Annotated in this window: 28 protein-coding genes, 5 tRNA genes and 1 pseudogene; 12 read left to right on the plus strand and 22 right to left on the minus strand. The window is 68.2% G+C overall.

The genetic code is table 11. From position 1 onward, the window contains the following. Nucleotides 1-55: 55 nt before the first annotated feature. Nucleotides 56-871 carry a hypothetical protein gene (locus GC106_RS11475; protein WP_312872598.1) on the plus strand — a complete coding sequence of 272 codons (816 nt, stop codon included), beginning with the start codon at nucleotides 56-58 and terminating at the stop codon, nucleotides 869-871. A 31-nt stretch (nucleotides 872-902) separates the two neighbouring features. Here GC106_RS11475 and GC106_RS11480 read toward each other — a convergent pair whose 3' ends face one another. From GC106_RS11480 to GC106_RS48735, 4 genes are read right to left on the minus strand one after another with little or no spacing between them, the layout of a single operon-like run. After that, a complete protein-coding gene (locus GC106_RS11480; protein ID WP_312872599.1) occupies nucleotides 903-1,790 on the minus strand; it encodes an endonuclease/exonuclease/phosphatase family protein in 888 nt (295 codons plus the stop codon). A gap of 21 nt (nucleotides 1,791-1,811) precedes the next feature. Continuing rightward, nucleotides 1,812-2,282: a MarR family winged helix-turn-helix transcriptional regulator gene (locus tag GC106_RS11485; protein WP_173128156.1), complete on the minus strand. Its 471-nt coding sequence runs from the start codon at nucleotides 2,280-2,282 to the stop codon at nucleotides 1,812-1,814. 35 nt (nucleotides 2,283-2,317) lie between these two features. Further along, entirely contained in the window at nucleotides 2,318-3,157 is an 840-nt protein-coding gene (locus tag GC106_RS11490; RefSeq protein WP_173128158.1) for an LLM class flavin-dependent oxidoreductase, read from the minus strand. Between the two features lie 8 nt (nucleotides 3,158-3,165). Next, the gene (locus GC106_RS48735) at nucleotides 3,166-3,291 is read right to left on the minus strand and encodes a hypothetical protein (protein WP_281368447.1); all 126 of its coding nucleotides are present in this window, start codon (nucleotides 3,289-3,291) and stop codon (nucleotides 3,166-3,168) included. Between the two features lie 182 nt (nucleotides 3,292-3,473). On the opposite strand from GC106_RS48735, the gene GC106_RS11495 reads away from it, so the two are divergent. Further along, nucleotides 3,474-3,647: a hypothetical protein gene (locus GC106_RS11495; protein WP_173128160.1), complete on the plus strand. Its 174-nt coding sequence runs from the start codon at nucleotides 3,474-3,476 to the stop codon at nucleotides 3,645-3,647. On the opposite strand, the gene GC106_RS11500 is transcribed toward GC106_RS11495, so the two are convergent. Beyond that, nucleotides 3,636-4,520 (minus strand): hypothetical protein, encoded by an 885-nt coding sequence (locus GC106_RS11500; RefSeq protein WP_173128163.1) that lies wholly within the window; start codon nucleotides 4,518-4,520, stop codon nucleotides 3,636-3,638. The two genes, GC106_RS11495 and GC106_RS11500, sit on opposite strands and share 12 nt — an antisense overlap. Nucleotides 4,521-4,559: 39 nt before the next feature. Further along, nucleotides 4,560-5,672, minus strand: a complete 1,113-nt coding sequence (locus GC106_RS11505; protein WP_173128166.1) for an HAD-IA family hydrolase — start codon at nucleotides 5,670-5,672, stop codon at nucleotides 4,560-4,562. A 258-nt stretch (nucleotides 5,673-5,930) separates the two neighbouring features. Between GC106_RS11505 and GC106_RS11510 the strand changes: the two genes are divergently transcribed. Both GC106_RS11510 and GC106_RS11515 read left to right on the plus strand, forming a co-directional pair. Beyond that, complete coding sequence (locus GC106_RS11510) at nucleotides 5,931-6,716, plus strand: SDR family oxidoreductase (RefSeq protein ID WP_173128169.1); 786 nt, start codon at nucleotides 5,931-5,933, stop codon at nucleotides 6,714-6,716. Between the two features lie 107 nt (nucleotides 6,717-6,823). Continuing rightward, nucleotides 6,824-7,039 carry a putative signal transducing protein gene (locus GC106_RS11515; protein ID WP_173128172.1) on the plus strand — a complete coding sequence of 72 codons (216 nt, stop codon included), beginning with the start codon at nucleotides 6,824-6,826 and terminating at the stop codon, nucleotides 7,037-7,039. Between the two features lie 82 nt (nucleotides 7,040-7,121). On the opposite strand, the gene GC106_RS11520 is transcribed toward GC106_RS11515, so the two are convergent. The 6 genes from GC106_RS11520 to GC106_RS11545 form a co-directional block, all read right to left on the minus strand. Continuing rightward, nucleotides 7,122-7,520 (minus strand): STAS domain-containing protein, encoded by a 399-nt coding sequence (locus GC106_RS11520; RefSeq protein ID WP_173128175.1) that lies wholly within the window; start codon nucleotides 7,518-7,520, stop codon nucleotides 7,122-7,124. Between the two features lie 76 nt (nucleotides 7,521-7,596). Beyond that, entirely contained in the window at nucleotides 7,597-9,135 is a 1,539-nt protein-coding gene (gene ligD / locus GC106_RS11525) for a non-homologous end-joining DNA ligase (RefSeq protein WP_173128178.1), read from the minus strand. Nucleotide 9,136: 1 nt separating this feature from the next. Beyond that, nucleotides 9,137-9,580, minus strand: coding sequence for a DUF4383 domain-containing protein (locus GC106_RS11530; RefSeq protein WP_173128181.1), 444 nt, complete (start codon nucleotides 9,578-9,580; stop codon nucleotides 9,137-9,139). Between the two features lie 91 nt (nucleotides 9,581-9,671). Beyond that, complete coding sequence (locus tag GC106_RS11535) at nucleotides 9,672-10,844, minus strand: cytochrome P450 (protein ID WP_173128184.1); 1,173 nt, start codon at nucleotides 10,842-10,844, stop codon at nucleotides 9,672-9,674. Nucleotides 10,845-10,880: 36 nt separating this feature from the next. Beyond that, nucleotides 10,881-11,492, minus strand: coding sequence for a DUF305 domain-containing protein (locus GC106_RS11540; protein ID WP_173128187.1), 612 nt, complete (start codon nucleotides 11,490-11,492; stop codon nucleotides 10,881-10,883). 62 nt (nucleotides 11,493-11,554) lie between these two features. Next, entirely contained in the window at nucleotides 11,555-12,346 is a 792-nt protein-coding gene (locus GC106_RS11545) for a lytic polysaccharide monooxygenase (protein WP_173128190.1), read from the minus strand. Nucleotides 12,347-12,828: 482 nt separating this feature from the next. On the opposite strand from GC106_RS11545, the gene GC106_RS11550 reads away from it, so the two are divergent. Both GC106_RS11550 and GC106_RS11555 read left to right on the plus strand, forming a co-directional pair. Then, a complete protein-coding gene (locus tag GC106_RS11550) occupies nucleotides 12,829-13,455 on the plus strand; it encodes a DUF4360 domain-containing protein (RefSeq protein ID WP_173128193.1) in 627 nt (208 codons plus the stop codon). A gap of 151 nt (nucleotides 13,456-13,606) precedes the next feature. Beyond that, complete coding sequence (locus GC106_RS11555; protein ID WP_217280384.1) at nucleotides 13,607-13,843, plus strand: hypothetical protein; 237 nt, start codon at nucleotides 13,607-13,609, stop codon at nucleotides 13,841-13,843. A 55-nt stretch (nucleotides 13,844-13,898) separates the two neighbouring features. Here the strand turns inward: GC106_RS11555 and GC106_RS11560 are convergent, their stop codons facing one another. Together GC106_RS11560 and GC106_RS11565 are read right to left on the minus strand one after the other, a co-directional pair. After that, on the minus strand, nucleotides 13,899-14,537 hold the full coding sequence (locus GC106_RS11560) for a response regulator (RefSeq protein WP_173128196.1): 639 nt from the start codon (nucleotides 14,535-14,537) through the stop codon (nucleotides 13,899-13,901). Then, complete coding sequence (locus tag GC106_RS11565) at nucleotides 14,534-15,619, minus strand: sensor histidine kinase (protein ID WP_173128199.1); 1,086 nt, start codon at nucleotides 15,617-15,619, stop codon at nucleotides 14,534-14,536. Before GC106_RS11565 ends, GC106_RS11560 begins: the two co-directional genes overlap by 4 nt. A 124-nt stretch (nucleotides 15,620-15,743) precedes the next feature. Here GC106_RS11565 and GC106_RS11570 point away from each other — a divergent pair. Together GC106_RS11570 and GC106_RS11575 are read left to right on the plus strand one after the other, a co-directional pair. Continuing rightward, nucleotides 15,744-16,373: pseudogene (locus tag GC106_RS11570) on the plus strand (ABC transporter ATP-binding protein); the annotation flags it as partial. A gap of 50 nt (nucleotides 16,374-16,423) precedes the next feature. Continuing rightward, a complete protein-coding gene (locus GC106_RS11575) occupies nucleotides 16,424-17,176 on the plus strand; it encodes an ABC-2 transporter permease (RefSeq protein WP_173128204.1) in 753 nt (250 codons plus the stop codon). A 30-nt stretch (nucleotides 17,177-17,206) separates the two neighbouring features. On the opposite strand, the gene GC106_RS11580 is transcribed toward GC106_RS11575, so the two are convergent. The 7 genes from GC106_RS11580 to GC106_RS11610 form a co-directional block, all read right to left on the minus strand. Beyond that, nucleotides 17,207-19,384, minus strand: coding sequence for a TerD family protein (locus GC106_RS11580; RefSeq protein WP_173128207.1), 2,178 nt, complete (start codon nucleotides 19,382-19,384; stop codon nucleotides 17,207-17,209). Between the two features lie 21 nt (nucleotides 19,385-19,405). Then, a tRNA-Gly gene (locus GC106_RS11585) sits at nucleotides 19,406-19,491 on the minus strand. 14 nt (nucleotides 19,492-19,505) lie between these two features. Then, a tRNA-Leu gene (locus GC106_RS11590) sits at nucleotides 19,506-19,591 on the minus strand. An 11-nt stretch (nucleotides 19,592-19,602) separates the two neighbouring features. Continuing rightward, nucleotides 19,603-19,675 (minus strand) — tRNA-Gln (locus GC106_RS11595). Nucleotides 19,676-19,680: 5 nt separating this feature from the next. Beyond that, a tRNA-Gly gene (locus tag GC106_RS11600) sits at nucleotides 19,681-19,752 on the minus strand. A 16-nt stretch (nucleotides 19,753-19,768) separates the two neighbouring features. Then, nucleotides 19,769-19,841, minus strand: a tRNA-Gly gene (locus GC106_RS11605). Between the two features lie 301 nt (nucleotides 19,842-20,142). Next, complete coding sequence (locus GC106_RS11610) at nucleotides 20,143-20,331, minus strand: hypothetical protein (RefSeq protein WP_173128210.1); 189 nt, start codon at nucleotides 20,329-20,331, stop codon at nucleotides 20,143-20,145. 498 nt (nucleotides 20,332-20,829) lie between these two features. On the opposite strand from GC106_RS11610, the gene GC106_RS11615 reads away from it, so the two are divergent. The 4 genes from GC106_RS11615 to GC106_RS11630 are packed head-to-tail and all read left to right on the plus strand — an operon-like array spanning nucleotide 20,830 to nucleotide 23,862. After that, entirely contained in the window at nucleotides 20,830-21,759 is a 930-nt protein-coding gene (locus GC106_RS11615; protein WP_173128213.1) for a threonine ammonia-lyase, read from the plus strand. A 44-nt stretch (nucleotides 21,760-21,803) separates the two neighbouring features. After that, entirely contained in the window at nucleotides 21,804-22,385 is a 582-nt protein-coding gene (locus tag GC106_RS11620; RefSeq protein ID WP_173128216.1) for a DUF7010 family protein, read from the plus strand. A gap of 59 nt (nucleotides 22,386-22,444) precedes the next feature. Then, a complete protein-coding gene (locus GC106_RS11625) occupies nucleotides 22,445-23,380 on the plus strand; it encodes a GGDEF domain-containing protein (RefSeq protein ID WP_173128219.1) in 936 nt (311 codons plus the stop codon). 53 nt (nucleotides 23,381-23,433) lie between these two features. Then, a complete protein-coding gene (locus GC106_RS11630; protein ID WP_217280385.1) occupies nucleotides 23,434-23,862 on the plus strand; it encodes a VOC family protein in 429 nt (142 codons plus the stop codon). Between the two features lie 70 nt (nucleotides 23,863-23,932). Here the strand turns inward: GC106_RS11630 and GC106_RS11635 are convergent, their stop codons facing one another. Then, on the minus strand, nucleotides 23,933-25,534 hold the full coding sequence (locus GC106_RS11635) for an FAD-binding oxidoreductase (protein ID WP_173128223.1): 1,602 nt from the start codon (nucleotides 25,532-25,534) through the stop codon (nucleotides 23,933-23,935). Between the last annotated feature and the right edge of the window lie 37 nt (nucleotides 25,535-25,571).

Raw genomic sequence — 25,571 nt, forward strand, 5'->3', positions numbered from 1 at the left:
CCGCGAACGGGTCGGCCGCAGGCAGCCGTCCCCCGCCCTTCTGGAGGGGATTCCCGTGGCGCGCAGTCAATCCGCTGTCCTCGCCGCCGTAATGGCGGTCGGGCTCACGGCGTGTACTTCGGAACCGGAGCAGCAATCCACGGCTCTGGCTGTCGAGGACAAGGGCGCCGCCGCGTCGTCCGCCTCCGCACCGCTGTTGTTGTACGGCACCGCGCGGCAGTACAACGTGTCGCCGGACAGCACGGACTGGTTGCAGTTGCGGGCATCGCGGGCGGGCAGGCTGAACTCCGTGGTCGTCGACAGCGCCGGGATGACCTTGTACCGCTTCGACAAGGACGCTTCGCAGCCGTCGGCGTCGACCTGCGACGGCGACTGCGCGGCGGCGTGGCCACCGTTGACCGTCGCCCCGAGGGGCCGGATCTTCCTCGACAGGCTGGCGAAGAGCGATATCGGTGTGATCACCCGGAATGACGGCACGCTCCAGGTCACGATCGGCGGCTGGCCGGTCTACCGAAACGCCAAGGACAAGCAGCCCGGCGACACGTTCGGCCAGGCTGTGAGCGGTACGTGGTTCGGCGTCACGCCCAACGGCGAGAAGGCAGGCGCCGCCGGACCGGCGTCTCCGTTGTCGGCGGAGAAGGTGACGCTGTACGACAGCCCGAATCTCGTCGAGCCCGCGCAGGACGTCACCGGTGACGGGTGCCAGAACCTGGACCGGCCGGGCGTGGCTTCCTCGGTCTCGGCGCCCGGCTGGATCACGCTGTGGTCGGAGCGCGACTGCAAGGGCAAGGCGTTGCAGATCAAGGGGAACATCCCGGATCTGGCCAGTGCCCGGTTCGACGACAGGGCGGCTTCGGTGTCTTTCGGCTGAGGCCCGGCTTTCGCCGCTTCGCGTTCGTCACTCAGTTCAGCGTGACCAGGGCGTGGATCGGGAAGTGGTCCGAGGGGATCTGGCCGCCCGCGGCGAACGTGTTGATCGCGGCGAAGGTCGTGCTGGCGCCCCTGGTGAGGATCCAGTCGATCCGGCTGCCGCCCGGCCGGATGCCGCGATAGCCGTGGTAGGTCGAATACAACGGGGACAGGCGTTGGCGGGCCGCGAGCCAGGAGTCCGCGAAACCGCCTTCGGTGACCAGCACGTGGTAGCTGCGCGACCGGGTCGCCGGGTCGTTGAAGTCTCCGATCAGCAGGACCGGCAGTCCGGGCGCGAATTCGGTGACCCGTTCGCGGACCAGGTAGGCACTGCGGACGCTCGCTTCCTCGGAGTGGTTGTCGAAGTGGGTGTTGACCGTGACGAACTCGCGGCCGGTGCGCAGGTCCCGGAACCGGCCCCAGGTCACCATCCGCGGCACGGTGTTGCCCCACGACTTCGAGCCGATCACCTCGGGCGTGTCGGAAAGCCAGAAGTGGTGTGACTCCAGCGCCTTCACTCGCCGGGAGTCGTAGAAGACCGCGGCGAACTCGTCGCGGTCGCCGCCTTCCCGGCCGACGCCGATCCACTCGTAGTACGACGGCAGGTCACGGTCGATGTCCCGCAGTTGCCGGTACAGGCCTTCCTGGGTTCCCAGGATCGTCGGCAGTTCCCGGTTGAGCAGCTCGGCCATCACCGGGCGGCGCTGTGCCCACGAGTTCGGCTTCTGGTCCGAGGCGAACCGGAGGTTGTAGGACATGACGTGCAGCGCGTCGCCTTGCGCCGGACCGATCACCGGTGACGGGTCGGCGTCCGCCGTGCCCATCAACACGGCGAAGCTGATCCCCAAGGTCGCGATCAGCCCGGCGATCCTCCTGGACACTCCCCCACCGCCCCATTCGCCTCAGCCCTGCCGTTTGCATTCCGAGTACAGCCGCTCCGCCACGGCGACGAGCTGCTTGCCGACCGGGCCGATCAGGTCCGGGTCCATCAGATCGACGACACGCTTGCGGACACTGGCCAGATGGGTGGGATAGGCCGACCGCAGCCGTTGCAGACCCGGTGGTGTCAGGACGGCGTTGTACCCCCGGCCGTCCGAGTCGGTGCGGCGCTTCTCCACCAGGCCCCTGGACCGCAGGTTGTCCACCACCCTGGGGATCCGGCTCGCGGACAACGCGGTGGCGGTCGCCAGGTCGGCCATCCGCAGCTGCTGGTTCTCCGCCTCGGACAGGTGCATCAGCACCGAGTAGTCGGTCAGCGACAGCCCGGTGTCGCGTAGCAGGTCGTCGTCGAGGGCACGGGGAAGCGAGACCATCAACCGCGCGAGCGCCCGCCACAGGGCCTCTTCCCGCGCGGTCAACGGCAGATCGGTCATGACGGGAAGTATAGCGGTTATAGCTAAGCGAACGCTTATATTAGCGGCCGGACCTCCTGGCCCACGAACCGAACGAACCCCTCCGGGTCGGGTTCGTCCGAGGTCGGTTGCAGCACAACGGTGTCCGCACCGGCCTCAGCGAGCTGCCGTACGGCAGCCGCGATGTCCTCCGCCGTGCCCGCGACGCCTTCGTTGTCCGCTGCCACTCGTTCCGCCGCGCCCTCGCCGGTCGCCGCCGCGAGATAGACGATCACCTGGTGATCATCGGTTCGCCCGGCCGCCGCGCGGCCTTGGTCAATGAGCTGACGAGCCTGGCGGAGCATGTCGACCGTCGTCGCCGCGGTGAGAAGCGTTCCGTCCGCGACCTCACCGCACAGCTTGAGCGAACGCGGCCCCGTCGCTCCGGCGATCAACGGCGGCACTGTCGCCGGTGGCCAGTCCAGCGCGACGTCGCGAAGCTTCACGTAGCGTCCGTCGGTGGTCACCCGCTTGCCCGCGAGCAACGCCCGCATCGCGGTCACGTACTCGCGCAACAGGGTCACCGGCGAGTCGACGCGTGCGCCGACCTGTCCCATCCAGTCCTGCACGCCATGTCCCAGCGCGAGCAGAGCCCGATCGGGAAACAGCCGGTACAGCGTCGCGGCCTCCATTGTGGTCAGTGCGACGTTCCTGAGCGGGACCGGAAGCAGCCCGACGCCCACCTTCAGCCGCTCGGTCCACGCCAGCGCCGCGGCCGCGGTGGCGATGCCGCTTTCGAAGAAGCAGTCCTCCCACACCCACAACTGGTCGAGTCCGGACTCCTCAGCCGCACGAACCACACCGCGCAGCCGTTCCGGCGGCGCCTGAGGACGGAAAACCGCACCAAGAGTCGTCACACCTTGTTTCATACACCACCGGACGGCCCCCAGGTGACAGGCAGCGAGTGCACACCGAAGATCACCATGTCGTCCCGCACGGGCACCTCCCGCGGGTCGACGGCCAGCCGCAGGTCCGGGAAACGCCGGAACAACCAGGTCGACGTCCGTCAAGGCCGATCGGGCGGTCCCGGGAACCACTGGCAACGCGCACCACGGCAGCAGGCTTCCGGTCGAGGTGATCGCCACCACCCGGCGACCGGGCGAGGACGTCGTCGATCTGCTGGCCAGGGCGTAGGAAGCCGGGATCGGCGACTACCTGTCCGACGGGCCGGGCGTGGACGACCCGGAGGAGCTCGACCCGGTCAGTGCCGCGGCGCTGGTCGGCGCGGTCGCCGGTGCCACCCAGACGACGGCGTTGACCGTGCTGGAACGCGGAGAAGGCCACGAGAAGATGTGGCAGGCGATGCGCCGGGCCATAAACATCGCCCTGCACGGTCTAGGGAAGTAGCGAGTTGCGGCGTAGCACGGACACCGCCCAGACCGTCCGGTAGCCACGCCATTCCAACGCGGCTGCCGGTGAATAGCTGGTGAAGTCGACCGTCCAGCCGCCGTCCTCCTGCTGCTCGCCGGCGAGCCGCGCCAGTTCGGCCGCGATCACCTCGGGCTGGTACAGCCGCCGCGACGGGCTGTCCGGCCACGGCGAGAAGTCCAGCGCCCGCAAGGTCTCGCCCTCTTTGCCGCCGGCGACCGGCACCAGCCCGTCCGCCGGGACGAACCGGGCCAGGTGGTCGAGCAGGGCCGGGGCCTCCGGATACTTCTCGTAGGCGGCGTCCAGCAGTTGGACGCAGAAGCACAGCTCGATCGCGAACGGCCGGGTCTCGATCGCACGGATCGCCGCGAAGCAGTACTCGACCGCGCTCCTCAACCACGGGTGCTCCGCCACGGACGGATCCAGTTCGGCGGCTCGCAGCCCGGCCGTGGTGACGAACGCGGTGCTCTGCAACGCGGACTGCTTCGGATCGGCCTGCGACCAGAACGGCGCGCACCCCGCGGGGTCCGCGACGGGCAGCGCGAACGGCAGTCCGCCGTCGGGCAAGGCGGTCGCGGCCAGCCAGTCGAACAGTTCGGCGGTGCGCGGCGTCGGTCCGGCTTCGGCGAACACCTCGAGCGCGTGCAGCGCACCGCCCGGCTGGCTCTCCGGCGCTCGCAGATCCGGTTCCAGGCCCCAGCCGTATCCACCGTCAGGATTGCGGTACCCGTCGACGGCCGCGAGCACCGCGTTCTTGTCCGTCGTCCCCATGAGCAGTTCGAAACGACGGCGATCAAGCACACGGGCATGAGTGGCCATGAACGACGTGGCCCTCGCGATGTCTACAGTCACGCCTTCACCCTCGCACGCCTGTCTTGAACAGATCGGACATCACTCGACCACCCGGGTGACCGAACGCCACGGGCCGCCTGGGACGAGTCGGCGAAGCACCGGAACGAGGTCGGCAGGCTCGATCCGTTCGGTCGTGCCGAGCAGTTCCCGCCACGACCACCAGCGGCTGTCCACCAAGGTCTCCACCTCGGTCTCCGTGAGCACCGGCCTCGTGGTCACCTGGTCGGCCGAGATGCGGGCGACGAAGAACTGCTCGACGTTGCGGAACCGCCGTCCGCGCCACAGTTGGTCACGGCGCACGGGGATGCTCTCCTCACCGATCTGGACGCCGAGGAAACCCGTCTCCTCGACGAGCTCACGATGAGCCGCCTCCAGGTAGGTCTCGCCGGGCTCCACTCCGCCGCCGGTCGGCTCCCACAGGTAGGCCCCGTTGACCGGGTCGCGCCAGTGCATCAGCAGCACCCGGTCCTCCGGGTCCAGGCACAGCACACGAACGGCCTCGCGGTCGACGACCTCCGGCGACGTCCGATCCATCAGGTCACGATCCAGCCACTCGCCGACCGTCTTCTTCAGATCGGCGGCCGACGTGAACGTGTGCGCTGCCATGCCGATCCGTTCGGCCGCCGCGGTGTGCTCCGGCGAGTCGTCGATCACCAGGCACCTGTCGGCAGGAACACCCGCCAGCCGTGCCCCCGCGGCGAAGATCCGTTCGTCGGGTTTGGTCACTCCCAGGTCGGCCGAGGCGACAGCGTGGTCGAACCGATCCGCGACGCCGAGCGCCGCCAAGTCCGGGTGCAGCCGGTCGGTGGCGTTGCTGATCAGACACACGGTCGCATGTGGACGGACCGCGTCGACGACCGCCATCACCTCGTCGTCGATGTATCCGATCTCGCCGAAGCACTCGCCGACGGCTGCGCTGACGTCTGCTTCGGGGTACTGCCGAAGCAGCTCGAAGGTGATCTCGTTCTCCCATTCCCGCTGACTGATGACACCGGTGGCGGCGGCTGTCAGCAACCGCGGCTGGAACGCGGTCCCGAGCAGACTGCCTTCGGGCAGTCCGGCGTCCCGCTCGCACCGAGCGGCGACGTCCGGGTCACGGTGCCGGAGCACACCGTCGAAGTCGATCAACAGCGCCCGAGTCGTTGCCGTCACGATCCCCCTCATTCACTGGCAGATGTCGTGGTTCCCAGTGTGCCGGAAGGACCCGTCGCGCGACGTGCCCGTGTCACAAGTGACCAAGCCTCGAAGGTCCGCCGCACCATCCCGCTCGCCGTCCACATTGGACCAACCTTGTCATTGCTACGGAATCGCCGGAAAAGCAAGGGATTTGCGGAAGCAAAGACCTATGTGCGACGGGCGCGAAAAACTGGCTAACGTCGGCGGCGATCCGAACCAACCGAAGGATTCCCGTTGAGAATTCTCGTAACCGGCGCCACGGGCACGGTCGGCCGGCACGTCGTCGATCAGCTTCTCACCGCGGGGGCGACGGTCCGCGCGCTCACCCGCGACCCGGCGGCCGCCGCACTGCCGTCCAGGGTCGAACTCGTCCGTGGCGACCTCGACGCACCGGCGCCCGAGCTGTTCGAAGGCGTCGACAGGATGTACCTGCTGGCCCTGGGCGACCCTCAGCACGTCACCGATCTGGCCAAACGGGCGGGTGTTCGCCGGATCGTCACGCTCACGTCCGTGGTGGCGAGCGAAACCCGCGAGCGGACCGAGCGGGCGGTGGAGAACTCCGGCCTGGAATGGACCCACGTCCGCCCCGGCATGTTCGCGGCGAACCTGCTCGACTGGGCCGACGCCATCAAGACCACCGGCGTGGTACGGGAACCGTACGCCGACGCCCGGCAAACCCCGGTCCACGAACAGGACATCGCCGCGGTGGCCGCGACCGCACTGCTCTTCGACGGCCACACTGGACAGACCTATCCACTGTCCGGCCCCGAGTCGCTGACCAAGCGCGAACAGGTGGCGGCCATCGGTGCGGCCGTCGGCCTCGACCTGAGGTTCGAACAACAGTCGCCCGACGAGTGGCGCACCCAGGTACCCGGCTTCGTGGCCGACTTCCTGCTCGACCTCTGGCGACAGGCCACTCGGACACCCGAACCCGTGCTGTCCACGGTCGAGGACCTGCTCGGCAGACCTGCCCGGACCCTCACCGAATGGGCAGCCGACCACGTGGGGGACTTCCGATGACGATCCCGGCCACCGCCGCCACGGATTGCGAGCGGACCCATCCGCCGTAAGGAAACGCGCAGGCCGGCACGACCTCGTCACCGCTGGCCGCCCCGTATCGTGGAGGCATGATCGAGCTGCTTCGTTCCAATGATCCGGTGCTGATGTCGTTCGCGGCGTCCGTCCTGAAGGACGCCGGCATCAACCACAACCTGATCGACGGTCACATGAGCGTGATCGACGGCTCCATCGCCGCCCTCCAGCAACGGATCCTGGTCCCGGAGGACCAGCGGGACGAAGCCGGGCGCCTGCTCACCGAGGCGGGCGTCGAGCTCACTTCATGACCAGCCGTCACCACGAGCCGTGAACCACGGCTGGCGGATGCCCGTGGCCGAGTTGAAGCGGCCCGGGCAACCGGTTGCCTTGCTAACGGACGTCGCGAACGGTGAGGTCGTGGCGGCCGTCCGCAGGCTCGGGGACCGTCGATAACGCCGACTGGGCGCTGTCGAAGACCTCCAGCACCTGGTCGAGCCCGGCCACGGTGAGCACGCGATGCGCGATGGACCCGCCATGGGCCACCCGCAGGGCCCGCTTCTGCCGCCGGGCTTCCTCGTTGGCCTGCAACAGCACGTGCAACGCCGAGGAACCGAGGAATTTGACTCCGGCGAGGTCGACCAGGATCACGGGAGCGGACGTTCCCAGAGCAAGCGCCAACGCCTCGGCGAAGTCGTCCTCGCTGGCCAGATCGATCTCACCGGCGATGTGCAGGACGACCGCGTCGGTGTCTTGCTGGACGTGCCAGTCGAGCAGGCCGTTTTCCGACACCGTGTGAGGTCCCTTCATGGGGGATGTTGCCTCGGCTCGGCTTCCACCCTAGCCCTCCGGCCGCGAACAGTCATCGTCAGAGGCGAGGTAGTCGCTGTGTGTGACCGATCAGGTGCGCCATCGGGTCACCCACCGCATTGAGCCTCTCATGGACTGTTCGGATAGTCCATTGATCGGATTTCAGGCCGGGGTCGTCGAGTTCGTCCCACGTGATCGGCACCGACACCGAAGCGTTCGCTCGTGGGCGGACGCTGAACGGCGCGACAAGCGTCTTGTTGATGGCGTTCTGCGTGTAGTCCAGACGCGCGAGGCCCGACCGCTCGTCGCGGTACCACTGCCAGCTCACCAGGTCGGGCAGCGTCCGGCCGACGGCCTTGGACACCTTCTTCACCCAGTCCCTGGTGTCGTCGAAGGTGTAGCCGGAGGCGACCGGGACCCAGATCTGGATGCCGCGCTGGCCGGTGACCTTCGGCATCCCGTCGACCTTCATGTGGTCCAGCGCGGTCCGGTACAGCCGGGCCAGCGCGAGGACGTCGTCGAACGAGGTGTTCCCGCCGGGATCGATGTCGATCAGCGCCCAGGCCGGCTGCCGCACGTCGGGCAGCCGCGAAGTCCACGGGTGCAGTTCGATCGCGCCGAAATTGGCCATCCAGACCACCGCGGGAACGCTGTCGACCACGGCGTAGCACTGCGTCTCGTCCTCGTCGGCGGACGTGTTGTGCCATTGTCTCAGCCATTCCGGGGCGTGGCCGGGCACTTCTTTCTGCCAGAACCCCGGTTTGTGCACGCCGTCGGGATATCGGTGCGTGTTCACCGGGCGATCGGCGAGATAGGGCAGGATGAAAGGCGCGACGCGCGCGTAATAACGGACCAGGTCTCGTTTGGTGGCAGGCGGATCGGCGTCCGGGAAGAGCACCTTGTCCAGGTTGGTCAGCTTGACCTGGCGGCCGCGCACGGCCCACGTACCCTTCGTCCTCATCGCGTCGAGCTCGGCCAGCTCGTCGTCGGTCACCGGATCCCAGCGCGGCGGCATGTTCTCGTGCCACAACGCGTCGCGAGCCTGAGCCACTTCGTCGTTCGTCCGGCCGGTCTTCACCGACTTGGGCAGGTCCTCGGGGTTCCAGCCGCGTTCGGCGTGGTCGTCGTTTTTGTGGATCAGCAACCAGTTCTCGTCGCCGGTGCGGACGAGCACGAACCGGCCGGCCAGTTTCTCGCCGCGCAGGTCGAAGTGCAGTTCACCGTCGGCCACGGCCTTGACCGGGTCGGCGTCCTTCGCCGGCTGCCAGGTCCCCCAGTCCCACACGATCACGTCGCCGCCGCCGTACTGGCCCTTCGGGATGACCCCTTCGAAGTCGAAGTACTCGACCGGGTGATCCTCCACGTGCACGGCGAGCTGACGTGCCTTCGGGTCGAGCGTCGGCCCACGCGGCACCGCCCAGCTGACCAGCACTCCGGCCATCTCCAGGCGCAGGTCGTAGTGCAGCCGGCGGGCCCGGTGCCGCTGCACGACAAACCGGCCCGATCCGGCGGGAGCGGGACCACCGGCTGGCTCGGCGGTCACCGCGAAATCCCGCTTCCCGCGATACCGGGCCAGCCGGTTGTCCCGTTCGCTCATGTCACTCCCGCACGACGCCGCCCCGGCGTCCGAGCGCGGCGCCGAGCCCGATCATGCCGATCGCCAGCACCAGGTGCAGCCAGTCGTCGGCGTCGTTGACCGGCACGAAGTTCGCGTCGGTGTTCTTGTCGATCAGCAGCCCGTAGAGCCACAGCAGCAGGTAGATCACCCCGCCGCCGATCAGGAAGCCACGGGCGCCGCCGGCCGTCCTGGCCAGCGCCAGTCCGGCGATGCCGAACGCCAGGTGCACCAGGTTGTGCAGGATCGACACCTGGAAGACGCCGAGCAGCAGCGCGTCCGAGTGGTGCCCGGCGAAGGAAAGCGTGTCGTAGTTGGTGGTCAGGCCGGGAATGAAACCGGCGATACCCACCAGGAGGAAGACCGCGCCCACCACCAGCGCGGCCATCTGGACGGGTGTGCGAGCTGTTCGCTGAATCTGAGCCATCACCGTCTCCAGCAGATCGATGTCGGAATTCACATCGGATGTAGTCCGGCTACCCTCCGCGAAAGCGGGCAAACAGGTCACCGCCGGCCGGCTAATGGACGGTCACGGCCGCCGGGAGATCGCGATACCGCTGCGAGTTCACCCGCGCTTTCGGGGCCAGCACGAATCCGCTGCTCACCTTGGCCGGGATACGCCGCAACGAGATGCCCAGATCCTGCTTGGGCACCTCGTAGTCCATTCGGGCGAGCCGGACCGTGAACGCTTGCAGCAACGCCGTCGTGAACGCCTCGCCGGGACAGCGGTGCCCGGTGCGGGGGTCGCCACCGCCCTGCGGGATCAGGTCGAACTCGCCGGGCGAGCGGCCGGCGAACCTTTGTGGATCGAAGCGGTACGGCTCGTCCCACAGCTCCGTGTGGTGGTGCTGGCCGTAGACGTCCAGCAGGACCATCGAGCCCTGCGGGATGGTGTGGCCACGCCAGGTCAGTTCGTGCTGGGCCTTGGCCGCAAGGAAAGGAGCGAACGGGTAGAACCGGCGCAGCTCGTGCGTGAACGCCTCCACGAACACGCCGCCGCCCGCGGCGAGCGGGGCGCGGTACCGCGGCCACCGGTGCAGAGCGTGGGCGGCGAACATGACGTACCAGCTGACCGCCACGGTCGGCCGGATGACGTTCAGCAGTTCCACCGCCGCCGTGTGCGGTTCGAGGGACTTGAACGCGTCGAGCGTCAAACGCTTGCCGAACCAGGCTTCCCGGCGGCTGCGGGCCCGGCGGGCCCGCCAGTGCCGCGGCCCGGCGGTGGCGAAGCCGTCGACCATCGCGACCAGGTCCGCGGCCAACGAGTCCACTTCAGACTCGCGAAGCGGTACGCCCGCCCATTCGCAGACGCCCTTCGTCAGCACGCGGCTCGCCTCGTCGAACAGCACCACGCGGTGTCCGTCGGCCCACGAGCCCGCCGCGGCGTCCCACGCTTTCATGGTGCTGTTGACGAGGTCGACCACGCTGTCCGGACTCACCAGTTCCATGAACATGGCTTTGCGGGCACGGTGTTGCTCGCCGTTGAGCGTGTGGACGGCACCACGCCCGAACAGGGTGTCCTGCACGGGCATGGGGATGTCACGCTCGAAGTTGGCTTCGTCGTAGAAGAAACGGGTGGCCTCCGGTCCGCACACCGCCACCATCCGCTTGCCCGGCAGTCGGATGTGGACGACGTCGTCGCCGGACCGCCGCCGTCGGTTGGGGAGCCACCCATAACCCTCTGTGAACATGTCAGACGGATGCCCAGGCGACGGCCTGGCAAAACCCTACTGCCGGCCCAGGATGACCAGCATCTGCTGGATCTGCCCGGTCCGGGACTTCACGATCCGGTCGGCCAGGTCCTTCACCGGCTGACTGGCGCCTTCCTTGATCTCCCGCCGCGCCATCTCCACGGCGGCGCCCTGGTGGCCGGTGAACAGGGTGAGGAACTTGGTCTCGAACTCGGCGCCGGACGACTTCGCCAGGTCGGCGATCACCTCCGCGTTGGTCGCGGGCAACCCGCCGTGGTTGACGTGCGCGTCGGCGTTCGGGTCGGCGGTGGCCGGCTTGCCCCACTGGGTCAGCCACGCCGTCATGTTCCTGGCCTCGTCGGCCTGGGTGACCTCGATGGCGCCGACCAGGTCCCTGATCTCCGGCCGGGCCGCCTGCTTGCCTGCCAGCCGCACCATTTCCATGCCCTGCTCGTGGTGCGGGATCATCATCTGCAGGAACATCACGTCGACGTCGTTGAAACCACCGGCGGGTGCGGCCTTCGGCGCGGCCTCGGCGGCCTGCCGCGCGGAGGGGGCGGCCGGGGACGCGGTGCCCGGCTCGGTCGAACCGCAGGCGGCCAGGCCGATCAGGCTCGCCGCCGCGATGAGGAGGTGGAAGCGCTTCACGTTCGTGGTTCTCCAGGTCAGGGCCCGCGCCGGGCTCTGCGGCGCGGGCCGGCAAGGTCCGGTCAGAGCTTCTGCCAGAGCGCGGGCGTGGCGGGCGGCTCCCAGCCCGCGAGCGAGGTGTGGCGCTGGATGATGCGGTAGCGCGCCCCCTGGAACGTCACCTCGGCACCGGCCGGGTACGCCGTGTTCGGCTGCCACTCGGCTCCCGTCGTGGGCGGTTTCTGGGTGGTGCTCGTCGGCTTGGGCGTGGTGCTGGTCGGTTTCGGCGTGGTGGGCTGGCTCGTCGGCGGCTGGCTGGCGGGCGGCTGGGTGGTCGGCGGTGTCGTACCGCCGCCGCCACCGATCTGGAGGTCGACGCACGAGTAGAAGGCCATCGGCGTGTCGGCGATGTTCCACACTGCCAACAGCTTCTGCCGCCCGCTGGCCCCGGCGAGGTCAACCGAGTGCGTGACGGTGGGCGCGGGCTGCCTGCCGCCGCCGTCGAACTCGGCGATCCGCTGCCCGTTGAGGAAGTACTCGTAGTTCTTGGTGGCGTGCCGGGCGGTGAAGGTCCAGGTGAAGTCGACCGAACTGCCGACGGACGTCACCCGCCACGGCTTGCTGTCGTCGTTCAGCTCGGCGAACTGGCTCAGGCCGCCGTCGCAGCTGGTCAGTCCCTTCGGGCCCTCGACGCTCTGCGGCTCGAACTGGATCGAGCCACAGGGAACCGCGCGCTGCGCGCACTGCGCCTGACGGCTGCTCGGGGACGAGACATATCCGTGTGCGCTCGCCTGGCCCGCCGGGACGACGACCAGCAGCACGGGCGCGAGCCCGGCCGCGGCCGCGGTCACGGACAACTTTCGCTTCAGGGACATGGAAAGGAACTCCTCGCATGGTGGCGGCGGAACAGCTCGCGCCCGCTGTTCCCCACGACAAGATCACAAAGTGGTCCAGACCATATAAACCATTGCGGGACACGTCAAGCGGCGCATCACGGCGTCTATTGTGGACACTTTCGTCCGGACAGTCCTCGCCTTACCCGGGTATACGGACAAGGTGGCGGTCCGGTTCACCTTCGGCCGATCATGCACGGAGCGAATATCCGGCCCCAGGGGGCACCGGCCGGGACGGACGCCGGCCGGGCATAACCGGGCGCTGGGTGAATCCGTTATGCACCGTACCGGGGAATGGGATTGGTCGTGTCGTCGGATCATAACCCTGAATACGCGGAGAAAATCTCCGAAATTCGCGGACGAGCAAAGTATTGCTCCATCCGTCGGCTTTCGCTCCGGAGCGAGAGGGCTACCCTGCGTGCAGGGCCCGCTACCGGAATGGTTTGCATTCGAAAGGTGCCTCAATGATCACTACGTTGCTCGCCCTCGGTGTGGCGTTATCCGTCACCGCGCCCACGGTGACGGCCGCGGACGACGTCCCGGACGGGCGGGTCACAGTGCACGTCGTGACCGCCAACGGCTCCGGCTGCCCGGCCGGATCGACCGAAGTGGCCGTCGCGGACGACAATTCCGAGTTCACCGTCATCCACCGCAGTTACGTCGCGAGGGTCGGCGCCGGTGCGGATCCGACCGACTCCAGGAAGAACTGCCAGCTCAGTCTGGACGTGCGCGTTCCCGCCGGATTCACCTTCGGGATCGTGCGCGCCGACTACTCCGGCCGGATCAGCCTGGCCGCGGGTGCCCAGGCCTGGCAGAGCGCGTACTACTACTTCCAGGGCGACTCGAGCACCGACCGCCGTGTCCACCCGTTCACCGGGCCGATGCGCGATCGCTGGGCCACCACCGACACCACCAACCCGGGCTCGGTGGTCTTCCTGCCCTGCGGCGACAGCCGTTACCTCAACGTCAACACCGCGTTGCAGGTGAGCTCGGGCTCGTCCAACCCGGAGGCCACGTCGAGCTGGATCTCGATGGACTCACCCGACCGCAATCCCACCGGCCGCTACCGTTTCCTCTGGAAGCGCTGCTGACCCACGGGCATGAGCCGGGCCTCTCGTGAGTGGTTATCGGGGTTCTAACCCTGATAACCACTCACGAGGGGAACGCCGGGGGTTGGACGGCTGGAGGACGGGTACTCCCCTGCTGAGAATCCCTTGGCAGCAGGAAACACTGGGAGGACCGTTGTCCCAAACAGCCAGCCCGCAATCGGTCACCGGCGCCCGGGTATGCACCATCATCTCGTTCGTGCTGTCCGCGGTCGCGGTGTTCTTCTACCCCATCATCTTCGGCCTGCTGGCGATCGTGCTCTCCATCGTCGGCTTCAGCATGGGTGACAGAAGCCTCGGCAAGTGGGCGATAGCCGTGTCCGTCCTGGCGACGGTGCTCGGGTTCGTCCTGGGTTATCTCGCCGTGAGTTGACGCCGGCCGCGTGTGCACCCCCTTTCCGCTTGCGGGAAGGGGGTTTCGCGCTCGTTCAGCCGGTCAGTCCCCTTCGGAAGGCGTACGTGACCGCTTGGGCCCGGTCCCGCACGCCGATCTTGGCGAAGAGGTTGTTGATGTGGGTCTTCACGGTCGCTTCGGTGATCACCAGATTCGCGGCGATCTCGGTGTTCGACCGGCCTTCGGCGATCAGGCGCAACACGTCCGCTTCGCGCGGCGTCAGGCCGTCCGGCAAGGCGTGCGCCGGCACCGGCCTGCTGGTCACGGTCTCGGCCAGACGCCGTTGGATGGCCGGGTCGAACTGGGCTTCGCCACGCCGGACCGCGGCGATCGCCTCGGCGATCTCGCCTGCCCGCGCGTCCTTGGTGAGGTAACCACGGGCACCGGCGCGTAGTGCCGCGAAGACGGACTCGTCGTCGGAGTACGTGGTGAGCACGACCACCTGGGTGCCGGGATGTTCGGCACGAACCCGCCTTGTCGCCTCCACACCGTCCATTTTGGGCATTCGCAGGTCCATCAGCACGACGTCCGGCCGTTCGGCGGCGACCATCCGCAGCGCCTCCGCACCATTGGCCGCGGCGCCGACGACTTCGATGTCCGGCAACAGCCGCAACAACAGGACGAGGCCTTCACGGACGACAGTCTGGTCGTCCACCACGATCACCCGCGTCATGCCGGCACCCGCAGCCGGACCCGAAACCCTTCGGGCACCGGACCGGCGTCGAGTGTGCCGCCGATCAGCTCGGCTCGTTCCCGCATCCCCACCAACCCGTAGCCGTTCCCTGTGGAGGTGACCGTGTGCCCGCCGGTGTCGCGGACTTCCAGCTCACACCAGTCCCGCGCGCACCGCAAGTCCATCATGACCTCGGCCTCGGGGGCGTGCTTGTGGGCGTTCGTCAACGCTTCCTGCGCCGTACGGACCACAGCGAGCCACGCCTCCGGAGCCAGCCGACCGGCGTCACCGGTCACTGAGACCTCACACGACCGTCCTGTCGCCGACCGGAACTGGTCCGCCAGCAGTTCCAACTGTTCCACCAACGGCGTCTGGTCACCGCGCAGCGCCGAGACCGCTCGTCTGGAGTCCGCCAACCCGGCTCGGGCGAGGTCGCCGGCCCGGACGACCCGGTCGAGGATCACCTCGCGGTCCCCGCCTTGTTCCAGCAACAGCCGGGCGCCTTCGAGGTGCACGACCTGAGCGGACAACGAGTGCGCCAGGATGTCGTGGATCTCGCGCGCCAGCCGTTGCCGCTCGCCCAGCACCGCCGTGCGCGCCTGAGCCTCAGCCACAGCCTTGGTCTGGTTACGGGTGACCACAAGCTGATTGAGCACGGCGGCGAGGAATCCCGCCCAGCCGAGGGCGAATCCGATCCCGAAGATGGATTGCTGCGGCAAGGACATCACCAGCGACGTGCCGACGAACCCCGCTGTCGTGACCGCGGTGAGCACCATCGCGTGCCAGAGCCGGACCCGGAACGGCGCGAGCCAGACCGCGAGGAAGAACAGGCTCGTCCCGGAGAACTCGGTGTGCAGATGCAGGATCAGACCGAACGCGACGGTCGTCGCGAGCAACCAGATGCCGACGATCTCCCAACGGTAGACGGCGTAACCGGACGCCAGCGCCGCGACATAGAGCACGCCGTCGAGAACCGCCCCGGCCCAGCCGTGTTCTGATGCCGAAGCGATCACGGTCCACAGCAGGGTCGAGCCCAGGTAAAGCACGGCCAAGGCCCATACGCCGTAACGCCATCTACCCACGCCGGTCACGGTACCTCCGTTCCCAGACCGGCACCTCCACCCGTGGCTGGAGCTGTCTCCACCCCGGCAAGACCCAGCCGCGGGCCGATGACCTGGGCATTCGTCTGCGGCAAGGTTCACAACCGTGATAACAGTGGAGAAGCTGAGCAAGCGGTTCGGCGACGTCCTCGCCGTGCGGGACCTGTCGTTCACGGTGGCGCCGGGTGCCGTCACCGGTTTCCTGGGACCGAACGGTGCGGGCAAGACGACGACCTTGCGGATGATCCTTGGCCTGGTCAGCCCGACCTCGGGCACGGCGACCATCGACGGCAGTCAGTACGTGGACCTGCCCGAGCCCGTGAGATCGGTCGGTGCCGTCCTTGAGTCGACCGCGTTCCATCCAGGCCATACCGCCCGCACCCATCTGCGGGTGCTGGCGACGGCCGCCGGGATCGCACGGGATCGCGTGCACGAGGTGCTGGCTCTGGTGGACCTGGACCACGCGGCGGCACGCCGGATCGGTGGTTTCTCGCTGGGGATGCGGCAGCGGCTGGCCATCGCGTCGGCTCTGCTGGGTGATCCGGACGTGCTGATCCTCGACGAGCCCGCCAACGGCCTCGATCCCGAAGGCATCCACTGGCTGCGCGGGTTCCTGCGCGCCCTCGCGGTGGACGGTCGCACGGTCCTGGTGTCGAGCCATGTCCTGACCGAGATGGCCAAGACCGCCGACCACGTGGTCATCATCAACCACGGCAGGCTGCTCGCGTCCGGCCCGACGGCCGAGTTCGGCAGCCTGGAGGACTCCTACCTGGAGCTGGTGCGGTCATGACAAATCTGATCAGGGCCGAACTGTTGCGGGTCACCAGGTCCATGTGGCTGGTCGCGGCGATCGCGGTGGTGGCGTGCGTCGGGTGGGGTGTGCTGCAGGTTGTCGTGTTCATGACGCCGGAGACCGTGAACGAACGCTCGGTCAACTCCGCTTACAGCATGGCGCAACAGGGTTACGTGTTCGCGATGATCCTCGGCATCATCGTGGTGACCGGCGAGTACCGGCACCACACGATCACGTGGGCGTTCCTCGTCACGCCCCGGCGCGGTCACGTCATCACCGCGAAACTTCTGGCCAGCGGCGTGATCGGCCTTGCCCTGGGGGTGGCCGCGGCCTTGGTGACGTCACCGGTCGCCGCCGCGCTGCTGTCCTTTTACGACTATCCGGTGTGGACTCCGGACGTACCCTTCGTGCTGCTGGGTTCCGTGGTCAGCACAGTCCTGTGGTGCCTGTTCGGTGCGGCGCTGGGGGCGTTGGTCCGCAACATGGTCGCCGCGATCACGGCCGCGTTCGTGTGGTTCTTCTACCTGGAATGGGCATTGGTCATGCTGGTCCCGGCAGTCGGCCGATGGACTCCGACCGGTGCGGGCAAGGCCGTCAGTGGATGGACCAGGGACGCGCTGTCGTCCGGCCCGTTCGCGGCCGGAGACCTGTTGCCGATGTGGGCAGGCGGGCTGCTCATGATCTCCTACGCCGTCACCGCGGCCGTCGCGGCAAGGCTGATCAATGTGCGCAGGGATGTGACGTGAAAGGAGGGCCTGCGCGGCAGGCCCTCCTTGCTAGGCGGGAATCAGCTGGTTCAACCGGTCCCTGGTGAACACCTCGGAACCGTCCGGCAGACCTTCCGGCCGGTCGAGCCCGACGAACACAACCGGCTCGGTCAGCTTGAGGCCCGGTTCCCACATGGTCACCGATCCTGCCTTGGCCGTCAGCATGTCGACCAAGTAGGACATGGTCAGGTAGTCGCGTTCGTACAGACCACGCGCCAGAATGGCGGTACTGACCCTGTTGCCCTCCACCACGTTGAAGTTCACCCTTCCTGACAGGTAGAGGTGCATCCACGTCGCGGACCACTGCCCGTCGCCGTCCCGGGCGAACATGACCGGCAGCGCGACCCGTCCCGAGCCTCGCATGTCCGAACGCGTCCGCACGGTCCGCGCCTCGAACGGGGCGCCCCGCTGGTCACGCTCCCGCGTCATCCAGCCGAACATCGACTCCTCGACCTGGTCGAACCCCTCTCCGCTGTAGATGTTCACCTGTGGCACGACAAACGCGGCTTCCACCTTGTCCAGCGTGATGTCGATGAACTCCGTCGCGCCCTTGGCCGCGCCGGTGACGTCACCGGAGTAGACCACGCCCTCGGTGCCGTACTTCGTCCACGACACGTGGCCGGCGTACCGGAAGTCCTCGTCGAGCAACAGCGCCGACAAGTCGTAGTCTGTCCGTTGCTGACGCTGACGCCAGTACGTGAAGAACCGCAGCACGTCACCGTCCACCCGAGTCCGGGTGCCGCGCGGCAGCACGGCGAAACCGTCCTCTGTGGCCTTGCCCGACAGCGGCAGCGCCACATCGAGCACGGCGGGGTCCACCACGAGCCGCTCGTACGTGGGCACACGCGCCAGCAGTTCGAGGTCCAGCATGGAGGTCACACGGTGAATCACCTTGCGAGGCAACCGCTTCCTGTTGTCCGTGGCCACCCACGAACGGCGACCGCGCGTCGTGAACACCCGTGCCGGGTCCGGCGTGCCACGGTTGGCGAAGTGCTCACGCAGCGAGCACAACACGCGACCTGAGACCGACCCGAGCGCGCTCTCGGCACCCGCGAGGATCACCTCCACGTCGTCCGCGTTGGCCTCGCGCAGCAACCGGTCCAACGACCGCACCAACAGACCCGGCGCGTTCGCCAGAACCGTCGCGGCCCGCACGGCTCCGTCCGTCATGAACGCCAGCTCGGCACGGCCCGCGAGCGACCGGACCTTCCGCTCGCCACGCGCCACCGCGAAGACGTCCTGCGCGTTCGGGAACCGCGGGTACTCGTGCGGGTGCAGCAACTCGCCCAGCCGCTTCCACGGCCCGGCGAACCGTGCCACATCCCCGAGCTTCCCGCTGTTGCCCGCGACGACCGCGTCCAGCGCCGCCAGCATGACACGCCGCTCACGCCGCTTGAAGCTGCGGAACTTGGTCCGCTCCCGCAACGTGACGTCGCCACCGCTGGCCTGGCACGCCACCCGAAGCACGTCGGTGACCGTGTCCACGGACACCAACGGCAGTCCGGCCCGCATCCTGACCGCGTTGACCACGGCCCGGTTCTCCCGTACCGGAATGACTTCCGGCTGCGTGCCCGCCAGGCACGTCTCGGCCAGGTCCGCCAGCACCTGGAGGTCGGCCTCGCCCAGCGGCGTCACGCTGCCCGCGAGGCCGAGGTATGCCCGGCTGGCCTCTTCCTGGACGGTGCCACCCAGGTGCAGGACGGTCACGCGGTCCTTCACCGAGGGGATCAGCTCGTCGTGCGCGGCCAGCAGTTCCTCGTACGTGTGCTGGTAGCGGCCGTACCGCGGCAGCTTGAGCAGGTCGACCCATCCGCCCGTGAGGACGTCGACCAGGTCGGCGTCCCTCGGGAACCACTTGCGGCGAGCCGGAACCAACGCGTCACGCAGGCACTGCACCCAGAACTCCACGGTGTCCGGGACGCCGTCGGGGAAGTTGATGAAGTACGCGTTGTGCGGGACGTTGTCGCCGACCAGCCCCCGGACCGCGCCGATCACGTCGATGGCGAGGTCCATCGCCGCGCCGGGTTCGAGGGTGGCGACGTACTCGAGCAACTCGCGGCTCGCCTTGAAGCCGACACCGGCCAGCGCGGCGTCCATCTGCCGCGCCACACCGGCGCCGTCACCGCGCGGGCCCTCGCTTCGCGGGACCCGTAACGTCTTGCTGATGAGAACCTTCGGATCGGTCATAGGATCCCCCTTTTACATGCGCGGAGGGCGCGCGATTCGAACGCGCGCCGGCATCACACCGGACGACGTTCGGCAACCGCTGCCTTGCCCGACTCGGCTAGCCTTCCAAAGTGGACAGTCTTGGTACCCCTGGCAGGAGTCGAACCTGCACGCCCTGACGGGCCCGCGAGTTTGAGTCGCGTGCGTCTTCCGTTCCGCCACAGGGGCCTGTCTGCTCGCTGCCCGTCGAGGGGTCGAACCTCGGTCTCCGGAGTCAGAGTCCGGCGTCCATGCCTGCTGGACCAACGGGCACTGCGTGTGAGCGGCGGGACTCGAACCCGCATCGTGTGCATGGCGAGCACACATCCTGGCCTTGGGAAGACGCCCACAGTGTTTTCCACTCGGAACGGCCGACGGGAATCGAACCCGTTTCTCCAGGGTGGAAGCCTGGCGTGTTCACCGCGTACACCACGACCGCATTGTGTTTTTCGAAATGACCCCGGACCACGGTTTCCGGAGGCTGCGCCGCTTCCGTAAGATCACCGGCCCGATTTGCTCCGCACAGCAAAAACCGCCCTGATCGGATGGTGTCCGATGGGCGGCTCCCGTGGCGTGACAAGGACTTATGTCACGGCGGGGAGCTCGCACCACTGCGCCGGCCCCCACCTAGCAAGGCGAGCGCGCACGACTGGGCGAGGTGTCCCCGCTGTCGCGTGTTCGCCATGACTGCTCTCCTTGCTCGGTGTGTGGTCAAATCATGCCTGGTGATTCGCGGCGGGTCAACCCATATTCACGGTGACCATCCAACCGGGATGATCGATGGCGCCTGCCATATCGAACTTCGTGCCGCTGACAATGGCGGGATCGGCACTGGCGAAGATATGGTGCGACGCGCCGTCGCCCGTGCGGTAGAAGCCGCTGGGATTGCAGCCCTGGACGTTCGGCGAACCCCGGTAGCGCATGTTCATGCCCCCGGCGACGACCGTCGGCCGGATACCCGGCCTCCGCGCAGGCCCCGGCCACAGTGGACGTTCGTGGGCCTGCGGCGGTTCCGGAAGACCCGGCCGGGCGGGCAGCCCCAAACCGTGGCGACAGCGAGGAAAGGGAAGGAACTACTGGTTTCGATCACAAGTCGATGAGCAGGAAGTTCCCTCATGGCCTCGCAGGCGCACGACGAGGAGGGCGACTGGACTACGGGGAATTTCGACCCGAAGGCGCGAAAGCAGAAGGAAGTCCGGTCATGGCCTCGCCTGCGAGGAGAGCGAGGAGGCTACACCGATCGCCTTGCGGCAGGACTCGGTCCCTTGGCAGGAAGCTTCCTCATTGCCTCGCGTGATCACGCTACCGCCCCGCGCGCTATGAACTCAACTGATTTGAACGGCCCGGCGCAGGCGTCGTTTGTGGACAGCAGGCGGCCGGGCCCCGACGAGCGACGCGACTGGGCGAACGACCGTTAGGGTGGACACATGATTCGCTCGGTACGCGTCCCTGACGTCGAAGATCTGGCCAAGGCGTGGCAGCGGGTGCCGGAGGTGCTGCCGCCGACACCGCTGGACACGACCGGCGACATCTGGCTGAAGCTGGAGACCCTGCAGCCCAGCGGGTCCTTCAAGATCCGTGGCGCGATCTCGGCCATGCGGGAGCTTCCGTCCCACGTCGAAGTGGTGACCGCGTCCGCCGGGAATCACGGGCTGGGCGTCGCGACGGCGGCGAGGCTGCTCGGCACCCGGGCCACGGTTGTGGTCCCCGGCAACGCTTCTCCCGCCAAGGTGGCGAAACTGAAGGCGTTCGAGAGCGTCACGCTCGTCCAGGTCGGCACCTCGTACGACGAGGCCGAGCAGCACGCCTTGGGCCTCACGCACGGCGTCTACGTGTCGCCGTACAACGATCCGGGCATCATCGCGGGCCAGGCGACGATCGGCTACGAACTCGACAGCCAGGTCGACGGGCCCATGACCGTGGTGTGTGCCGTCGGCGGTGGCGGACTCGCCTCGGGACTGGGGTTGTGGGCGTCCCAGCGGCCGGACGTCCGGATCGTCGGAGTCGAATCGGCCGAGTCCGTGGCGGTGTCGGAAACCGTCAAAGCGGGCCACGACGTGGAGATCTCCGTCGGCGAGACCGTCGCCGACGGCATCACCGGCAACCTCGAACCCGGTTCGGTGACCGTCGGGCTGATCCGCGACCACGTGCACTCGCTGGTACGGGTCACCGAACCTGAGCTCTGGCACGCGATGCGGTACCTCGCCACGAACCACGGCGTCATCGCGGAGGGCGCCGGGGCGGTCGCGGTGGCGGCTCTGCTCGCCGGGAAGGTGGACGTGACCGGCCGGGCGGTCGCGGTGATCTCCGGCCGCAACATCGCACTGCCCACTCTCGTCAAGATCCTCACCGCGTAAGGTGCGGCCGGGGACACGACGAGGAACTGGGATTCTGACTTTCCATGGCTGAGTTCACCAAGGGCCACATGGCCACGCTCATGACCGCGAACTTCATCGGCATCGGTTTCGGCCTGGGGTGGTGGTTCTACGGCGTGACCTCGGTCCCGGATGTGGCGACCGCGCTGCGTGTCGCCGGCATCGTCGCCTTGCTCGGTCTCGTGGTGTGGACGTTGCGGATCGGGCGGCGCGCCGGCGACCTGCCCGCGGCCAGCGGGAAGAGCCCGTTCGGCAGGGCGTACGGGATCGCGGTGCTGGTGATGCTCGTGGCGATCTTCGCGGGCTCCCGGGTGCTGAGCGCCGTGCTGGACAAGCCCGAGGCGGTCGCGACCTGGGTCCTGTTCGTCGTCGGCGCGCACTTCGTCCCGTTCGTGAAGATCTTCGGCTCGCAGCGGTACATGACCATGGCGCTGCTGCTGTGCGGCGTGGCCGTGCTCGCGGCCGTACTCGGCCTCTCCGGACTGTCGTGGGCGTGGGCCGCGGTGACAGGTTTCGGTGGCGCGATTGTCATGTGGGGCACAGTTATCGCGGCTCTCGCCGACGGCGCGAAGAAGATCACCCGACAGATGAGTGGTTCACCCCTCTGAACGCTGCGTCACGGGCGATCAACCGATAGTCTCTTCGGCCGAAGGGAGACTGCCCCGAGATGAGCAATTCCTCCAGCTGTGGCTCGTGCGGCCACCCCCACGGTCCGTGGGCGACCGACCGGCTGACCATGCTGCTGGACAGGTGGGGCTGGGACGCGGAGGCTCCACGCCTGCTCGCGTCCTGCTCGACGACCGCTCTGGTCGTGATCGATCTCGACAACTTCAAGCACGTCAACGACAAGCACGGACACGTGGCCGGCGACGCGGTGCTCCGCGCCGTGGCAGACGCACTGCGGCAGAACACAAGAAAGGGTGACCTGCTCGGTCGCTACGGCGGCCACGGCGGCGACGAGTTCCTCATCCTGCTCCCCGAGACCGTGCTCGACGAGGCTCTGGCCGTCACCGAGCGAGTCCGCCAGGCGATCCGCGCTCTGGTCGTCCCGGCGCCGGTCCAGGGCGGCACGGTGACGATCGACTCGATCACCGCGTCGTTCGGAGTCGCGATCGGCGGGCCGGACAGCAGCCTCGAAGCCCTGATCGTCGAGGCGGACACCGCACTGCGCACCGCCAAGAAGTCCCGCCGTGGCCGGGTGCGGACGCCGGCACGGCGATCGTGCCGGGTGCCGTTGGCGATCGTCGGTGCCGCATGCGCCGCGGGCATCGCCGTGCTGTCGGTCGTCTCGGACGCCCCGTCGGCCGAGCCGGGCCACGCGGCTCCACCCCCGCCTCCCCTGCCGACAGTCACACTGCCTGCGGTCACGGTGCCGACCACCGTGACGATGACCGCGACCGTCCAGCCCTCCCGGCCCGCCGCACCACCGGTCCCGAAACCGAAGCGCCCGTCTTCGTCCTCCGCTCCGGCGGCGGCTGCGTCCAGTCAGGACCCTTCCGCTCGCCGTGCCGAGAAGCCGCCGGCCGGCAGCCAGCGCCCGTGTGTGTTGTGCGACATGGTCGACGACGCCGTCCAGGACTTCCGTTCCCTCATGCCCCGGTAAGGCGGTCAGGAATCGAGAAGCGCGGATTCGTGCCGCCGCAATAGCGTCACAGCATGTGCAGGAACCGCCCTCCGACTCTTGAGGAGATCACCATGCCGCTGCAGGCGAACGTCATCATGCTGGGCGTCCAGGACGTGGACCGCGCCAAGAAGTTCTACGCCGAAGGCATGGGGTGCCGGGTCAAACAGGAGTTCCCCGGGTTCGTCCGGTTCGAACTCGGCGACGGCTCGTCGGATCTGGCGCTCTACGGATGGGACACGGTCGCGCGGGACGCCGGTGTCTCCGCCGAGGGCTCCGGATTCCGCGGCATCTCCCTGCACTTCCTGGTCGACTCCAGGGAAGCGGTGGACGAGGTGATGCGGACCGCCGTGGCGTCGGGCGCGACCGCGGTCAAGGAGGCGGCCGCCGCGCAGTGGGGCGGGTACGACGGCCACTTCAGCGACCCGGACGGCTACCTCTGGAAGGTCGTCACCGCCTCGTAACCACGCACTCCGTGCCGGTCTTTCCGGCCCCCAAGGGAATTTCGGGGTGCCGGAACGGTGGACACGCGGGTCAGGCGGGACGGATGCCCAGCGCGTGGGTGAACACGTCACGTGGGTCGTACTTCGCCTTGACGCGTTGCAGGCGTGGATAGTTGTCCTTGTAGTACAACGTGTACCAAGGCACGCCTGAGGTGTTCTGCGACGGGTCGGCCAGATCCACGTCCGGGTAGTTGATGTACGACCCGTCGCTGACCTCGTTCGGGACCGGCACACCGCCGGTCTCCTTGTACACCGCCCGGTAGAACTGCCGAACCCAGTCGATGTGCTGCTGGTCCTTGGCGGGGTCCTGCCATGAGGTGATGTAGATGGCCTTGAGCATGGAATCCCGTTGCGGGGAAGCCGTTGCGGCCGGGTCGACCTCGTTGACCTTGCCGCCGTACGAGACCAGCCACAGCATCCGGGTGTCCAACTGGCTCTGCTCCGCCGTCAGCGTGTCGTAGATGGTGTCCGCCTGGCTGTCGGTGAACCGGCGCCGCAGGTACGCCGCCTTGTTCTTCTGCCGGTCGATCTCGCCGACGCCCTCGACGTTCCCTCGCACCGTGGTGTGCCATGGTGTTGGTTGCGGTGAGATCGACGGTTCCCCGCCGACGCCCTCGGCCACGGCGGCGAAGAAGTCACGCAACTGCTGTTCCGCTCCTGGTGCGTACGCGTCGACCTGCGCGAGGAGGATCAAGTCGCCGGGCAGGCCCATCGGCGACAATCCCTTGCCGCCGATCATGAACACGCCGTAGACGCCCCCGCCGGGCGCGCCGGGCACGCTGGTGCGCTCGTGCCAGGCGCCGTGGTTGGCCAGCAGCCGCCGGAACTTCTCCTTGCCGAGATCGTCCCATTTCCAGAAGGCCGCGCCGCTGAGCAGGCCGCGAGGCGGCTTGGGCAGCAGCTTCGTGGGATCGTTGCCCCGCGCGCCCGGGGTACGCAGCCAGTACCGCGTGACGACACCGAAGTTCCCGCCGCCGCCCCCGGTGTGCGCCCACCACAGGTCGTGGTCCGGGTCGCGCGGATCGCGGGAGGCCACGACCGCACGGGCCCGGCCGTTCCGGTCCACCACAACGACTTCCACGGCTTCCAGGTAGTCCACAACGGACCCGAGCGTCCGCGACAGCGGCCCGTAGCCGCCGCCCTGGATCTGCCCGCCGACCGCCACGGTGCCGCACTGGCCGGCCGGGATCGTGACGCCCCAGCCGTAGTACAGCGTCTCGTAGACGTCCGAAAGCAACGCGCCCGATTCGACGGCGAACGCGCGCCGCCGTGCGTCGAAGTACACCCGGTTCATCTCGATCATGTCGATGATCACGCCCGGCGCCGGCTCGCCGACGAAGTTCTCGTAACAGTGCCCGCCGCTGCGGACCGTGATCCGCTTGCCCGCGCGTGCGGCCTCGTCGACCACCCGGACCACCTGGTCTGTCGTGCCGACGATCCGGAAGGACTCCGGCCGCGTGACGAACCTGTCGTTTTTCGTCCGCACCGCCAGGTCCTCGTACCGGGGATCGTCCGGCCCGATCGTCACCGGCCCCACCGCGAACTGCTCTGCCTGCGCGACCGCCTCGCCCGGCAGTGCCACGGCGGCGCCCAAGGTGGCCGTGGTCGCCAGGAAACCCCTCCGATTCACCATACGGCGCACGCTAACCACCGGGACTGGACGCAGACCG

It is taken from the genome of Kibdelosporangium persicum (genome assembly GCF_013280595.1).
GTDB lineage: Bacteria > Actinomycetota > Actinomycetes > Mycobacteriales > Pseudonocardiaceae > Kibdelosporangium > Kibdelosporangium persicum.